Below are 14,913 nucleotides of genomic sequence, written 5' to 3'. Positions count from 1 at the left end.
TCTTGGCCGGGCTTGGACACAGCGAGACCACAGAGAGGCCGCCCGGCCCGATCGGGCGCCTGCGCGCGCGCCTCGTCGGCGCGCTGCGGGCGGTGCCGATCCGCTGGCGCATCCTGTCGATCGCGGCGCTGAACTCCGCCGTCGTCGTGGTGCTGGTGGCGATGATCTGGAACGGCGCGCAGGTGCTGGGCTCGGCCTGGGACGACGTGCGCCAGGTGCGCGAGTCCGACCGGATCCTGGCACTGCTCGAAAGCGAGACCGGGCGTCTGCAAAACCTGATCCATCGCTACATCAACCAGCCGAGCCCAGACCTGTTCGCCGAGATCCTGCTGCTGCGCGAGGCGGTGCTGGGCACGCTGACCAACCGCGCCACCAAGGATCCGATGCTGTCAGGCTCGGTGGAGGAGCTCGAGCGCACCACCGACCGCTTCCTCAACGGCTTTGGCGAGCTGCGCAGCGTGCAGGCCACCATCGCCAAGACCTATGAGGAGCAGGTGCAGGGCCCGGCCAAGGACATGGCGGGCCTCTATTCCATCATCGAAGGCGCCACCGGCCATCGCGACGCGCTGATCTGGCCTTCGCTTGGAAAGTCCCGCGAAGCCTTCACCGCGATGCTGGTCGCGGCCAATTCCTACTATCTGTCGCTGTCACCGGGCGCGGCCGACGACGCGCGCCGCAACACCGAGACGATCGAGAAGACCATCCCGGTCATGATCGATCTCGCCGACAACGACCTCCAGCGCATGGCCTTGCGGCGGCTCGCGGACCGCACCGCGTCGTTGCGCGAGGGCTTTGCAAAGCTCTCCGAGCAGCTGGCGAGCCGCACCGATCTGTTGCGCAACACCATCGACGCCAGTCAGGCCGAAGCGATCGGCGCCATCGACGACCTCTCGACCAAGATGCGCCAGCGCGAGCAGAAGGCGCAGGCGACTTTTGATCGCACGCTGGCCGATATTTCCCGCCGCGTGCTGTCGATCGCGGTGATCTTCCTCGGCGTCATCCTCACCGCCGGCGTGATGATCGCACTGTCGATCCGCCTGCCGCTCCAGCAGCTCATGGCGGCGATGCGCGCGATCACGCTCGGCGACCTCGACCGCGAGGTGCAGGGCACCAAGGCACGCGACGAGGTCGGCGCCATGGCGCGCGCCGTGGAAGTGTTCCGCGAGAACGCGATCGCCAAGCGCCAGACCGAGGACGAGCTGCGCGCGTCGAAGGAGAAGGCCGAGAGCGCGCTGCTCGAGCTCAACACCGCGCAGCAGAATCTGATCGACGCCGAACGGCTCGCCGCGCTCGGCGGCCTCGTTGCCGGCGTCGCCCACGAGGTCAACAACCCGATCGGCATCAGCCTGACCGTTGCATCGAGCTTTGCCCGGCGCAGCGAGATCTTCGAGGCTCAGCTCAAGGGCGACGGGGGCTTGCGCCGCTCGCAACTCGAGGAGTTCGTGCAGTCCTCGCGCGACGCCTCGCAGCAGCTCGTCGCCAACCTGCAGCGCGCCGGCGAGTTGATCCAGTCGTTCAAGCAGGTCGCGGTCGATCGCTCCCATGCCGAGCGGCGGCAGTTCTCGCTCAGTGAAGCCACCGACCAGATCATCGCCAGCCTGCGCCCGGTGCTGAAGCGCTCGCCGATCACGCTTCAGGTCGACGTGCCCGAAGGGCTGCTGCTCGACGGCTATCCCGGCTCCTACGGCCAGATCCTGACCAACCTCTTCCTCAACGCCGCCAACCACGCCTTCGCCGACGGCCGCGCAGGCACGATCGCGATCTCGGCCCGGCCGCGCGGGGCCGACGACATCGAGATCAGCTTCGCCGATGACGGGGCCGGCATGACCCCGGACGTGCAGCGCCAGGCCTTTGACCCTTTCTTTACCACCCGGCGCAATGAAGGTGGCACGGGACTTGGCCTGCATATCGTCTATAACCTCGTCACCCAGCAGCTCGGCGGCCGCATGATGCTGGAATCCAAGCTGGGACAAGGCACTACTTTTCGCATTATCATGCCCCGCATCGCCAAGGGCGCGCAAAGCACAGAAAGTGACGGGACTTCTCAATGGCCGAACAGGACGATGTCCTCCACCTGATCGACGACACCGGTACCGCGTCGGAGGATGCCAACGCCCGGAAATGGAAGATCGCCGTCATCGACGACGATCCGGCCGTGCATGACGGCACCCGTTTCGCGCTGTCCGACTACAGCCTCAACGGCCAGAGCCTGGAGATCCTGTCGGCCTATTCGGCGGCGGAAGGTCGCAAGCTGATGGCCGAGCACGGCGACATCGCCGCCGTGCTGCTCGACGTCATCATGGAGACCGACGTCGCCGGCCTCGAGCTCGTCGAATTCATCCGCAACGAGATCAAGAACGAGACCGTCCGCATCATCCTGCGCACCGGTCAGCCCGGCCAGGCGCCGGAGCGGCGCGTGATCGTGCAGTACGACATCAACGACTACAAGGCCAAGACCGAGCTCACCGCCGACAAGCTGTTCACCTCGCTGACCGCCGCGCTGCGCTCCTATCAGCAGCTCGAGCGCATGGTGCAGACACGCCGCGGGCTCGAGATCATCATCGACGCCGCCTCGACGCTTTACGACTTCAAGTCGATGCAGCGGCTTGCCGAGGGCGTGCTGACCCAGCTCGCCTCGCTGCTCAACGTCGACTGCGCCGGCATCCTGGTCCTGCGCGACAATGGCGGGGTCGACCCCGAGCTCTCGGTGCTCGCCGGCAGCGGCTGCTACAGCCGCTTCATCGGCACCACCTCGTCGAAGGCACTCGACCCCGAATTGCGCGAGATGGTGGAGGCCGCGTTCCAGCGCCGCAAGAACGAATTCGCCGACCACCGCAGCGTGATCTATTTGCGCACCGGAAGCGGGCGTGAGGTGGTGGTGCTGCTGCAGGCCGAGCGCGAGCTGTCGGAGACCGACCGCTCGCTGGTCGAGATCTTCTCCAGCCGGCTCTCGATCGCCTTCGACAACGTCATCCTCTACCAGCAGCTCCAGGACGCCAACACGCAGCTGGAAGACCGCGTCGCCCAGCGCACCCGCGCGCTGATGCAGGCCAACCGCCGCCTCTCCGCGCAATGGCTGCGGCTGCAGCGCGCCAACGGCTTCAAGAACGAGATTTTGGGCACCGTCGCCCACGATCTGAAGAATCCGCTCGGCGTCATCCTCGGCCGCACCGAGATGCTGAAGGAGCTGATCTCGACCGGCGCCTCGCAAAGCGGCGTGGTCGCCCAGGTCGATCACATCCGCGACGCCACCAAGCGGCTGACCACGATGGTCGATCATTTGATCTCGGACGCGATGGCCGATGCCTTCGACATCACCATCCGCCGCGAACCGGTCGACGTCGCGGGCCTGGTCAAGGAGGTCGCCGAAGCCAACCAGCCGCTCGCCGTCAACAAGCAGCAGACGATCAGCGTCACCGCGCCACCCAACATCGTCACCATGTGCGACACCGACCGCATCCGCGAGGCGATCGACAACCTCATCAGCAACGCCATCAAATACTCGCCGATCGGCGGCAAGATCGCCGTGGCCGTGACCCATGAGGGCAGCGAAACCATCGTCCGCGTCAGCGACGAGGGCGCCGGCCTGTCGCCGGAGGATCTCGGCCGCCTGTTCGGCCGGTTCCAGCGGCTGTCGGCAAAGCCGACCGCCGGCGAGAGCTCGACAGGGCTTGGGTTATCCATCGTGAAGCGTATTATCGACATGCATGGCGGCGAGGTGACGGCAGACAGCGACGGGCCCGGCACGGGCTCGACCTTCACCATCACCCTCCCCGCGACTGAAATGCCGTGATCTCAGGACCATGACCCAAAGCCAGCACATCATGATCGTCGACGATGAGGCTCCGGCCCGGGAGATGGTCGGCGATTATCTCAAGATGCACGGCTTCACCGTGACGCTGTGCGACGGCGGCAAGTCCTTGCGCGCCGCGATCCAGGGCAGCATGCCCGACCTCGTCGTGCTCGATCTCAACATGCCCGAGGAAGATGGGCTCTCGATCATCCGCGACCTCAAGAGCCGCATCAACGTGCCCGTGATCATGCTGACGGCGACCGCGAGCCCGATCGACCGCGTCGTCGGGCTCGAGCTCGGCGCCGATGATTACGTGGCAAAACCCTGCGAGCTGCGCGAGCTGATGGCGCGCATCCGTTCGGTGCTGCGGCGGAGCGGGCCGGCCAAGGCTGCCGCGCCGGACGCCGCCGCGAAGTCCGACAAGGATCAATTGGTGCGCTTCGGCACCAAATGGCTCGATCTCGAAGCGCAGGCGTTGCGCGACGATGAGGGCAACGAGCATCCGCTGACCGCGTCCGAGTTCGGTCTGCTCAAGGTGTTCGCGGCCAATCCGAAGCGCGTGCTGTCGCGCGAGCGCCTGCTGGAGCTCGCCAATGCGCGCGACGCCGAAGCCTTCGATCGCGCCGTCGACCTCCGCATCATGCGCATCCGCCGCAAGATCGAGCCCGACCCCGCCAAGCCCGCCGTGATCCGCACCATCCGCGGCGGCGGCTATCTGTTCTCGCCGGCCGGCGAGAAGGCGTAGGCAGCGCGCGGAAGAGCTAGGTGCCGTAGGGTGGGCAAAGCGAAGCGTGCCCACCATTTCGCGTGCAATCGAAGAAAGATGGTGGGCACGGCGCAAGAGCGCCTTTGCCCACCCTACGAGGCTGTGACTCTTTTCCGTATCGAGCGTCAGGCGGATATGATTCTCTAAGCAGATTGATTTGCTGGAGAGAATGATGGCTGACGACGGACTTTTTGGCGAATTGCCGGAACAGTCGGCGCCATGCACCGAAGTGGTGCCGCGGGGGGCACCTCGGCTGCGCGAGCCTGTGCGCGATCAGGTCGAATTGCGAGCGGTCGATATCGATAGCCTGATCGGGCAGGATCATCCGGTGCGGGTGATCTGGGCTTATGTCGAAGGGCTCGACTTGAGCGAGCTGGAAGATCGCGTCAAGGCGCGGGAGAACAGGCCGGGTTATCCGGCGCCATCGCCACGGTTGCTGCTGGCGCTTTGGCTGTACGCCACGAGCGATGGCGTTGGCAGCGCGCGGGCGCTGGACCGGCTCTGCGACAGTCACGACGTCTACCGCTGGCTCTGCGGCGGCGTGTCTTTGAACCATCATACGCTATCGGACTTCCGGGTCGGCTGTGCCGACTTGCTTGACCGTTTGCTGGTCGAACATCTGGTGGCCCTGAACGAGGCAGGGTTGGTTGATCTGGAGAAGCTGACCCAGGACGGGGTGCGGATACGGGCGAGTGCGGGAACCGGATCGTTCCGGCGGGAGGCGACGCTGGATCGGCAGATGGCACAGGCCGGGGCCGTGGTGGAAGAGCTCAAGCGCGAGGTCGATGCGGATCCGGAAGCCAGCAATCGGCGGATCCGGGCCGCTAAGGAGCGCGCGGCGCGGGAACGCAGCGAGCGGGTGCAGGCCGCGCAAGCGGCGCTGGCTGAGATCAAGCGCAAGCGAAAACAGCTCGATGACAAGGGCGGCAACGGCAAAAAGCCAAAAGAGCCACGGGCCTCTACCACCGACCCGCAGGCACGGGTGATGAAGATGGCGGATGCCGGCTTCCGTCCGGCCTACAATGTGCAGGTGGCTAGCGCGGCCGGCGAACTGATCGTGGTCGCGATCGATGTCGACAACAGCGGCTCAGATCGCGGCTTGATGCGACCGATGCTGGAGCGAACGCGCGCTCGGCTGAAGCGCTTGCCACGCCGCTACCTCGCCGATGGCGGGTTTTGCAGTGGCGAGGACATCGAATGGGCGCATGGCGAAGGTATCGAGGTTTACTGTCCTCCTCCCAAATCCAGGAGCGGTGTCGATCCCTTTTTACCCCGGAGCAACGACGGTCCTGGCGTAGCGGCCTGGCGTGCTCGCATGGCCAGCGAAGCCGGCAAGGCACAGTACCAAGCCCGCACAATCTGCGAATGCATCCATGCCCGATGGCGGAACTGGGACCTCAGGCAATTAACCGTGCGCGGTATCGCGAAGGTCCGTGCCGTTGTGCTCTGGTACGCCCTCACCAACAACATCCTGCAGGGACACCGTCTCGTAAAGGCATAGACCGCGGCAGCATACCGACGGCCTGACGCCGCCGGCTTCGACCTCAAGGGACGCTAACGCCCCTTGAGGTCCATGCCGAAACAAACGAATTGGCTCACAGGCTCTACGATGATGATCGTCCGGGTAAGCGGAGCGCCGACGGCGGCAGTGTGTTGGCGCGACCGAACTGATAACCACGAGTCTTCGCCAAACCCAATCCTGTGGCTATGGGTCCTGGCTTTCGCCAGGACGACGCTTGAGGCGGCAGTAAACGCAACACCCCCAAATTCGTTCCTCACTCCGCCAATCCCCACCCCGTATTTCCCGTACATTGAAATTCCACGCTTTTTTGCTCCGAATGTTTCGTCGCCCCCCTTCCGACGAAACAATTTGGCGGTGCACGAAACCATTTTCCGCTTTTCGTGCAGACGTCCCGAAACGTTGGCTGATTAACACTTTCCCTCAAGGAAACGCCGCTCGGTTGCGGCGCTACGGGGAGCTAATTTCATGCCGAACGTCATTGCCATCAACGCCCAGGCCAGCCAAAGCATCATTGCCGTTCAGGCAACTTCGGACGACATGCTTCTCGAAAGCATTGCCGGCGGCAACCGGACGGCCATGCACATCCTCTATTGCCGGCACAATGTGCGGGTTTACCGCTTCATCCTGCGCATCGTGCGCGATGCCACCACGGCGGAAGACCTCGTCAGCCAGGTGTTTTTGGACGTGTGGCGGACCGCCGGCCAATTCCAGGGCCGCTCGCAGGTCTCGACCTGGCTGCTCTCGATCGCCCGCTTCAAGGCGCTGACCGCGATGCGCCAGCGCCGTTTCGAGGACATCGACCAGGAGGATGTGCGTCAGATCCCCGACGATTCCGACACGCCGGAGACCTCGCTCGACCGCAGCGACACCAGCGCCATCCTGCGCGCCTGCGTGCAGAAGCTGTCGCCTGCCCATCGCGAGATCATCAACCTCGTCTACTATCACGAGAAGTCGGTGGAGGAGGTCGGGCAGATCATCGGCATCCCCCAGAGCACGGTGAAAACGCGGATGTTTTACGCCCGCAAGCAGCTGGCCGATTTGCTTAAGGGCGCCGGCGTCGATCGCTTCGCCGCCTAAAATCAACGGATTCAATGGGATAGGGCCGCGCCTTTGGCCCTGTCTCCGGACACGGAAGTGTGACCGCCGACGAAACAATTGAAACAAAGCACAACATCAGGCGGAAAAACTTCCCTCCTATAAAGTTCGCATACGGTTTTGGTTAAACCTCCCAAGGACCTCCAACGACCCGGACGGGATGCCCCCCTCCGGGTCGTTTTGTGTTTGGCGGAAGGTGCGGCGGCAGGCTCCCGCCTCTCCCGCTTGCGGGAGAGGCCGACGCGCCCCGGGCGATGCGAAGCATCGTCCGGCGCGCGGCGGGTGAGGGTTCTTTCCTCTTGGGGGTGTCCCCATTGCGGTGGCACCCTCTCCCCAACCCTCCCCCGCGAGCGGGGGAGGGGGCACACCGCTGCCGTGGCACGCAGCTCGCCCGTCACGAACGCGTGACGCTGCGTAACGACCTCGCGCCTCCTCGCGAACAGCCCTCGTACCCCTCTCCACGAGTGCCCGATGCTCGAACTTCTCTTCGCCGTCCTTGCCGGCATCCTCACCATCGCCGCGCCGTGCACGCTGCCGATGCTGCCGATCCTGCTCGGCGCTTCGATCGGGCGCGCGGGGCACTTACGGCCGGCGATGATCGCGCTCGGCTTCATCATCTCGTTCTCGGCGACCGCGCTGCTGCTCGGTGCGATCACGCGGCTGTTCGACTTCGATCCGAACGTGCTGCGCGAAGCGGCATCCATCCTGCTGCTCGGCTTCGGCCTGTTGATGCTGTGGCCGGCGCCGTTCGAATGGCTGTCGATCCGGCTCAATGGCTGGCTCGATCTTGGCAATTCCAGCGCCACCCAGCGCGAGGGCGCGCTGGGTGGGCTCGTGCTCGGCACCACGCTCGGCCTGGTCTGGACGCCCTGCGCCGGTCCCGTGCTCGGCTCGATCCTGACGCTGGTTGCGACCTCGAAGAACTTAGGCTGGGCCGGGACGCTGCTGGTCGCCTACGCCATCGGTGCGGCAATTCCGATGCTGGCGATCGCCTATGGCGGCCAGGCCGCGACCACGCGGGTGCGCAGGCTCGCCCGCATCTCGCCGCGGCTGCAGCAGGGTTTTGGCATCGTCGTGATCGCCTTCGCGATCGCCGCCTATTTCCAATACGACACGCTGATCGTGGCGTGGCTCACCAGCTTCTATCCCACCGGCCAGATCGGCCTGTGATCATCGCGCATCGCAACCGGAGGACTCGTTCATGACTTTCAAACTGCTCACCGTGGCCGCCGCCCTGATCGGCATGGCCGGATCAGGCGCCGTCATCCCCGGCATCTGCGACGAGGCGGCGCGCGCTGCACCCATCGTCACCGCCGCCGCGAGCCAGCAGACCGCGCCCGACTTCACCGGCATCAACAACTGGTTCAACTCGAAACCTCTGAGCATGGCCGACCTGCGCGGCAAGGTCGTGCTGGTCGACTTCTGGACCTATGGCTGCGTCAACTGCGTCAACACACTGCCGCACGTCACTGACCTCTACGCCAAGTACAAGGACAAGGGCCTCGTCGTGGTCGGCGTGCACACGCCGGAATTCCCGTTTGAGCGTTCCGCCTCTAACGTGCAGGCTGCGCTGAAACGCCACGGCATCACCTATCCCGTGGCGCAGGACAATGATTCCAAAACCTGGAACGCCTACCGCAACCGATATTGGCCGGCGCAGTACATCATCGACCAGACCGGCAAGATCGTGTTCCAGCACGAAGGCGAAGGCAGCTACGACCAGATCGACGGAACGGTGGCGCGGCTCCTGAACGTGAACAGCTGATGCCGCGCCGACATCGCGCGGCCGGATTCATCTGTCGTCCTTGTTGCTTGACTCCACGGACCCATCCGTGGAGTTTCGCATCGACGAAATCAGCCGCCCGTGATGGACGACGCGACCACCAGCAACGACATCCGCCTTCGTGAAGGCTCCTCGATCGCGCAGCGGCTGATCATGGCCGGCTCTGCGGCCGCGGTGGCGCTGTGCTTCACGCCCGGCCTGTTCACGCACGACACGCTGGAAGTGATCATCTCGGTGGCCGCGCTCCTCCTGGGCGCGGCATTCGTCTGCGGCATCATGCTGGCGCCGGCGGTGGTATGGATCATCACCCCGAACGAGATCCTGATCGGGCAACAGCGCCCCTTCGGAAAGCTCCGTACGCGGGTCGTCGCCAAGGACGACATCAGGGAATTGCAAGTTCCCGGCAGCAAGCGGGCGAAAGCCCGTTTCCAGCTGGCCTTCACGCTGGCCTCCGGGGAACGCTTGACGTCTCCGCCGATCTCCGACGTCACGCATGTGCGCGACACCGTCGCCCGGATCGCCGCGCAATTCGGCGTTCCCAATGTCGAGGCGCCCAGCAATCCGCTCGATGCCAGCAATCCCGAGATGCATCTCGGCGAACCTCTCGAGCCGTTTCCCGCACGCGACATCCGCATCGTTGCATTGATCGCCGTCGCACTGTGCGCCGTTCCCTACGCCTACAAGCTCTGGCGCGGCCTGCCGCCCGGCCCGATCGACATCATGCTGCTGCCGGTTGGCGCGATCGCCGCGTTCGCCGTGCACAGATATGCCAATCTCGTGACCGGTGCCTTCTGGATCATCCGGCAAGGGGACATTCGCGTCGAACGCCTGTGGGGCGACGGCACGCCGCGCGCCGACCATATCGAGGGGCACGACGTGAAGACGATCACGGTCGAGCGCCGCGGCCGGTCCGAGGATGAGCATTGCATCGTGGTGATCCGGCTGCACTCCGGACGGCGCTTTCGCAGCCCCCGCATCGGATCGCGGCTCGAGGCCCGGGCCGTGGCGACCGAGATCGTTCGGCGGCTTGGAATCGCGGCGGAGAGCAACCGGATCTGATTGGCGTCTAGCGCCAGTTGTCGAAGTTGATCTCACCGCGAGTTCGGGTGAGGGCTCTCCTCTTGGGGAATCCCACCGCGGCGACACCCTCTCCCCGGCCCTCCCCCGCAAGCGGGGGAGGGAGCGCACCGAGCCGGGGCGCCACGATCACTGCTTTTCGCGCCATCCCCTGTTTGTGGCATTGCGCGGCGCGTCAAAAAACCAAAGCATTGCCGTGACATACCAGGGCGGCGCGCCATCAACTTGCCATGAACTTGCCCCTCAGGTTTGATGGTGCTGAATGATTTGCGCTGTGGCAGCGGGGAGAGCTTTACATGACGGATTTTCGTCGCCTGACCGGGATGCTTGTGGCTGCGATCGGCCTGATCCTTTGGGCGCCCCAAGCCTTCGCGCAGCAGCCTGATCGCGGCGACGAGCCGGGCCTGATCGCCGACGATGCCTACCAGCTCGATCCGGAATGGCAGAAGCAGGTGGTGTACTTCCGCACCACCGAGGCGCCCGGCACCATCATCATCTCGACCGCCGAACGTCATCTTTACCTGGTGCAGCCCGGCGGGCGCGCGATCCGCTACGGCATCGGCGTCGGCCGCGATGGTTTTCAGTGGCAGGGGCTGGTGAACATCACCAACAAGAAGGAGTGGCCGGACTGGACGCCGCCGCCGGAGATGATCCAGCGCCAGCCCTATCTGCCGCGCTTCATGGCCGGCGGCCCCGGCAATCCGTTAGGGGCCCGCGCCATGTATCTCGGCACCACCGTCTACCGCATCCACGGCACCAACCGTCCTGATACGATCGGCACCAAGGTGTCCTCGGGCTGCTTCCGTCTTGTCAACAACGACGTCGCCGATCTCTACGATCGGGTCCCGGTCGGGACCAAGGTCGTCATCCGGCAGAAGCCCGAGCTCTAATCTTCCTCGCCTTCGCGAATATTCCATTTCCCGATTTTTCGAGAGAGCAACATGATGCGCACTTTTCGAGGCGGCCTGCTGATCGGGCTCGCGGTCGCCGTGCTGGTCGCCGTTCTGGCCATTGTCTATGAATTCTACGACACCCGCACGCTGAAGCGCACCGTGCGCCGCGGCGAGGTGCTATGCGGCGTCAACAAGGGCCTGCCCGGCTTCTCGATCCCCGACGACAAGGGCAACTGGACCGGCTTCGACGTCGATTTCTGCCGCGCGGTGGCCGCGGCGATCTTCAACGATCCGGCCAAGGCGAAATTCGTCGCACTCGACGCCAGCGAGCGCTTCAAGGAATTGCAGAGCCGGAAGGTCGACATCCTCTCCCGCAACTCGACCTGGAGCATGGCGCGCGAGCTCGACTACGACCTCTATTTCCCGGCCGTCGCCTATTATGACGGCGCAGGTTTCATGCTGCCGCGTTCGCGCAACAAGGAGACCTCGCTGGACCTGACCGGCAGCAAGGTCTGCGTCCAGTCCGGCACTACGACGGCACTCAACGTCGCCGATTACTTCCGTGCCAACAACATGAAGTATGACGAGGTGAAGTTCGACAAGCTCGACGACGTCGTGAAAGCCTACGACACCGGCAAGTGCGACACGCTGAGCGCCGACGTTTCCCAGCTCTATGCGCTGCGGCTGAACCTCGCAAAACCCGGCGACCAAATGATCCTGCCGGACATGATCTCCAAGGAGCCGCTCGCCCCGGTCGTGCGCCAGCGCGACGACGACTGGATGATGATCGTGAAGTGGACGCTGTATGCGATGATCAACGCCGAGGAGCTCGGCGTCACCTCGGAGAACATCGACGAGGCCCTGAAGTCGAAGAAGCCGGAAGTGATGCGCCTCGTCGGCACCGAGGGCAATTACGGCGAACAGCTCGGCCTCACCAAGGACTGGGCCGTCCGCATCATCCGACACGTCGGCAATTACGGCGAGATGTACGAGCGCAATATCGGCGAGAAGTCGAAGCTGAAGATCCCGCGCGGCATGAACCAGCTGTGGAACGCGGGTGGTGTGCAGTACGCACCGCCGATGCGGTAGGCGGCGGTCTCGCCGCGTCATTGCGAGCGAAGCGAAGCAATCCAGAATCTTTCCACGGCGGCAGTCTGGATTGCTTCGTCGCAAGAGCTCCTCGCAATGACGAGCTTGGGGCGAGCGCTCTCCACCCTCTCAACTGTCATCGCCCGGCTTGACCGGGCGATCCAGTATTCCGAGACGCCAATCGTATGCGGAGAAGCCGCGGCGTACTGGATCGCCCGCCTTCGCGGGCGATGACAGCGGAGAACGAGGCGGCGGCCCCGTCTCAATACCCCCGCGCCCGCGCCAGCTGCTCGGTGTGGTAGTTGGCGTCGCCGAACAGTTCCTCGCACACGCGCGCGCGCTTCATGAAGAAGCCGATGTCGAACTGGTCGGTCATGCCCATGCCGCCGTGCATCTGCACGCCTTCCTGCACCGCGCGCGTGGCGGTGGTGCCGGCGCGGGCTTTTGCCACGGCGACGCTTGATGCAGCCTTGGCGACATCAGCATCCAGCGCCTGGAGCGCCTTCATCACGGCGGCGCGGGTGATCTCGATGTCGACATAGAGCTCGGCGGCGCGGTGCTGCAGCGCCTGGAATTCGCCGATCAGCTTGCCGAATTGCTTGCGGCTCTTCAGGTACTCGACAGTGCGATTGAACACCTCGTCGCTGAGGCCGACCATCTCGGCAGCCACCGCGCCGCGGCCGATATCGAGCACGCCGTCGAGCAGGCTTGCGGCCTGATCGACCTCGCCGAGCACGCTGTCGGCAGTGACCTCGACATTGGCGAATTCGATCCGCGCCGCGTTATGTGCGTCGACCATGATGGTGCGCTCGACCGCGACGCCCTTCGCCTTGGGGTCGACCAGGAACAGCGTCAGGCCCTCACGCTCGCCGGCAGCACCCGTGGTGCGCGCGGCGACGATGAGCAGATCAGCAACGTGGCCGTCGATGACCAGCGCCTTGGCGCCGGAAAGCTTGAAGCCGTTACCGGCGCGCACGGCCTGGAGACTGGTCTGCAGCGGGCGATGTTTCGCGCCCTCGTCGATCGCGAGCGTCGCAAGCAGCGAGCCGCTCGCGATCTTCGGCAGATATTCCGATTTCTGCGCGGCGTTACCGCAGCGGTTCAGCGCAGAGGCCCCGACCACGCTGGTGGCGAGAAAGGGCGAGGGCATCAGCGTCCGGCCGATCTCCTCCATGACGATTCCGGCTTCGACATAGCCGAGGCCAGAGCCGCCGAACTCTTCAGGCACCAAGAGGCCGGCAAAGCCCATTTCGGCGAAGGAATGCCAAAACTCCTTGGAGAAGCCGGTGGGGTCTTTGCTGTCGCGCAAGTGCCGCAGGTGCGACACTGGCGCCTTGTCGCTGATCAGCCCGCGCGCGCTGTCGCGGAGCATCGATTGTTCTTCGGTGAGGACGAGGGCCATGGTGTTGTTTCCGAATTCGAAGTCTATCTATGTTCGTCATTCCGGGCCCCGGAATCCATCAGGCCGCACGTATGCCGTGAGATGGATTCTCAGATGCGCAATTGCGCATCGTAGCTCGCGCGTTGCGCGCCCCCGAATGACGATGGTGAGAGTGTGCCTCACGCCCCCGGCAGATCCAGGATGCGCTTGGCGACGATGCCGAGCATGACCTCGGACGTGCCGCCCTCGATCGAGTTGGCCTTGGTGCGCAACCAGGCGCGCGGGCGGGCGCCCTGCTTGGAGCGCTCGCTCTCCCATTCCAGCGCATCGACGCCGCCGGCCGACATCAAGATCTCGTAGCGACGCTTGTTGAGCTCGGTGCCGTAGTACTTCATCGCGGACGAGAACGCCGGATGCGCTTGCCCCGCCTTGGCGAGATCGACTGCGCGCTCGGCACAGGCCGCAAGCGCGGCCTCATCCACGTCGAAGCGCGCGATCTGGCCGCGCAGCATGGCATCGTCGAGCCGCCCCAGCGCGTCGGTGCCGACGGAGTCGGCCGCGATCTGGCCGAGCGGACGGCCGACGCCGCGCTCGCCCATGCCCGAGATCATCGCGCGCTCGTGCTGGAGCAGATATTTTGCGACGTCCCAGCCGCGGTTGACGGTGCCGACCACGTGCGACTTCGGCACGCGGACATTGTCGAAGAAGGTTTCGCAGAACGGCGAATAGCCGGAGATCAACAGGATCGGCTTGGTCGAGACGCCCTTCGAGGTCATGTCGAACAGGATGAAGCTGATGCCGTCGTGCTTCTTGGCCGCGGGATCGGTGCGGACCAGGCAGAAGATCCAGTCGGCGTAATTGGCGTAGGATGTCCAGATCTTCTGGCCGGTGATGATGAAGTCATCGCCGTCGCTTTCGGCGCGGGTCTGCAGCGAGGCGAGATCGGAGCCGGCGTTCGGCTCCGAATAACCCTGGCACCAGCGGATCTCGCCCGCGGCAATCTTCGGCAGGTGCTCCTTCTTCTGCGCCTCGTTGCCGTATTTCAGCAGCGCCGGCCCGAGCATCCAGATGCCGAAGCTCGACAGCGGCGGACGCGCACCGATTCTGGCAATCTCCGCGCGCAGCACCTTGTGCTCGGCAGCACTGAGGCCACCGCCGCCATACTCCTTCGGCCAATCAGGCACCGTCCAGCCCTTGTCGCGCATGCGTTCGAACCAGATGCGCTGCGGCTCGGACGAGAATTTTGCGTTGCGCCCGCCCCAGAACACATCGGCGTCCGACGTCGCGGGCTTGCGCATCTCCGGCGGGCAATTGGCTTCCAGCCAGGCGCGCGTCTCGTTGCGGAATGTTTCGAGATCGGCAGTCTCAATGTCGCTCATGGTCGTTTCCATCAATCAAAATCGACTTGTTGCCGCCGACTCTGAGCCATCGCTCCGTGGAATTCAACCACTTCCGCAGCCCGCATTCGGCTATAGTCGCCCTTACGGCGAGCTTGAAAACAAAGAGGAAACGAG

At 64.7% G+C, this 14,913-nt stretch carries 12 protein-coding genes; 10 read left to right on the top strand and 2 right to left on the bottom strand.

Annotated features, from left to right (window positions below; genetic code table 11):
* Nucleotides 1-2: 2 nt before the first annotated feature.
* From LRP30_RS02125 to LRP30_RS02080, 10 genes are all read left to right on the top strand, one after another.
* Entirely contained in the window at nucleotides 3-2,078 is a 2,076-nt protein-coding gene (locus LRP30_RS02125; RefSeq protein WP_245473418.1) for an ATP-binding protein, read from the top strand.
* The gene (locus LRP30_RS02120) at nucleotides 2,048-3,793 is read left to right on the top strand and encodes a DUF3369 domain-containing protein (RefSeq protein ID WP_128940876.1); all 1,746 of its coding nucleotides are present in this window, start codon (nucleotides 2,048-2,050) and stop codon (nucleotides 3,791-3,793) included. The genes LRP30_RS02125 and LRP30_RS02120 overlap by 31 nt, the downstream gene beginning before the upstream one ends.
* A gap of 10 nt (nucleotides 3,794-3,803) precedes the next feature.
* Nucleotides 3,804-4,538 carry a response regulator gene (locus LRP30_RS02115; protein ID WP_128930856.1) on the top strand — a complete coding sequence of 245 codons (735 nt, stop codon included), beginning with the start codon at nucleotides 3,804-3,806 and terminating at the stop codon, nucleotides 4,536-4,538.
* A 190-nt stretch (nucleotides 4,539-4,728) separates the two neighbouring features.
* A complete protein-coding gene (locus LRP30_RS02110) occupies nucleotides 4,729-6,060 on the top strand; it encodes an IS1182 family transposase (protein WP_091895192.1) in 1,332 nt (443 codons plus the stop codon).
* 486 nt (nucleotides 6,061-6,546) lie between these two features.
* Entirely contained in the window at nucleotides 6,547-7,158 is a 612-nt protein-coding gene (locus LRP30_RS02105; RefSeq protein ID WP_091887231.1) for a sigma-70 family RNA polymerase sigma factor, read from the top strand.
* A gap of 489 nt (nucleotides 7,159-7,647) precedes the next feature.
* Nucleotides 7,648-8,346 (top strand): cytochrome c biogenesis CcdA family protein, encoded by a 699-nt coding sequence (locus tag LRP30_RS02100; protein ID WP_249759190.1) that lies wholly within the window; start codon nucleotides 7,648-7,650, stop codon nucleotides 8,344-8,346.
* 31 nt (nucleotides 8,347-8,377) lie between these two features.
* Nucleotides 8,378-8,941 carry a thioredoxin family protein gene (locus tag LRP30_RS02095; RefSeq protein WP_091887228.1) on the top strand — a complete coding sequence of 188 codons (564 nt, stop codon included), beginning with the start codon at nucleotides 8,378-8,380 and terminating at the stop codon, nucleotides 8,939-8,941.
* 102 nt (nucleotides 8,942-9,043) lie between these two features.
* Nucleotides 9,044-10,018 carry a hypothetical protein gene (locus LRP30_RS02090; RefSeq protein ID WP_249759189.1) on the top strand — a complete coding sequence of 325 codons (975 nt, stop codon included), beginning with the start codon at nucleotides 9,044-9,046 and terminating at the stop codon, nucleotides 10,016-10,018.
* Nucleotides 10,019-10,332: 314 nt separating this feature from the next.
* Nucleotides 10,333-10,926: a L,D-transpeptidase gene (locus tag LRP30_RS02085; RefSeq protein ID WP_128930850.1), complete on the top strand. Its 594-nt coding sequence runs from the start codon at nucleotides 10,333-10,335 to the stop codon at nucleotides 10,924-10,926.
* Between the two features lie 54 nt (nucleotides 10,927-10,980).
* Nucleotides 10,981-12,018 carry an amino acid ABC transporter substrate-binding protein gene (locus LRP30_RS02080; RefSeq protein WP_128937084.1) on the top strand — a complete coding sequence of 346 codons (1,038 nt, stop codon included), beginning with the start codon at nucleotides 10,981-10,983 and terminating at the stop codon, nucleotides 12,016-12,018.
* 262 nt (nucleotides 12,019-12,280) lie between these two features.
* On the opposite strand, the gene LRP30_RS02075 is transcribed toward LRP30_RS02080, so the two are convergent.
* Nucleotides 12,281-13,420 (bottom strand): acyl-CoA dehydrogenase family protein, encoded by a 1,140-nt coding sequence (locus LRP30_RS02075; protein ID WP_249759188.1) that lies wholly within the window; start codon nucleotides 13,418-13,420, stop codon nucleotides 12,281-12,283.
* A 158-nt stretch (nucleotides 13,421-13,578) separates the two neighbouring features.
* On the bottom strand, nucleotides 13,579-14,778 hold the full coding sequence (locus tag LRP30_RS02070; protein WP_249759187.1) for an acyl-CoA dehydrogenase family protein: 1,200 nt from the start codon (nucleotides 14,776-14,778) through the stop codon (nucleotides 13,579-13,581).
* Between the last annotated feature and the right edge of the window lie 135 nt (nucleotides 14,779-14,913).

This window comes from Bradyrhizobium sp. C-145, assembly GCF_023375135.1.
GTDB lineage: Bacteria > Pseudomonadota > Alphaproteobacteria > Rhizobiales > Xanthobacteraceae > Bradyrhizobium > Bradyrhizobium zhanjiangense.
Note: the sequence above shows the minus strand (reverse complement) of the source record. Positions and strands in the feature narration are given on the sequence as shown.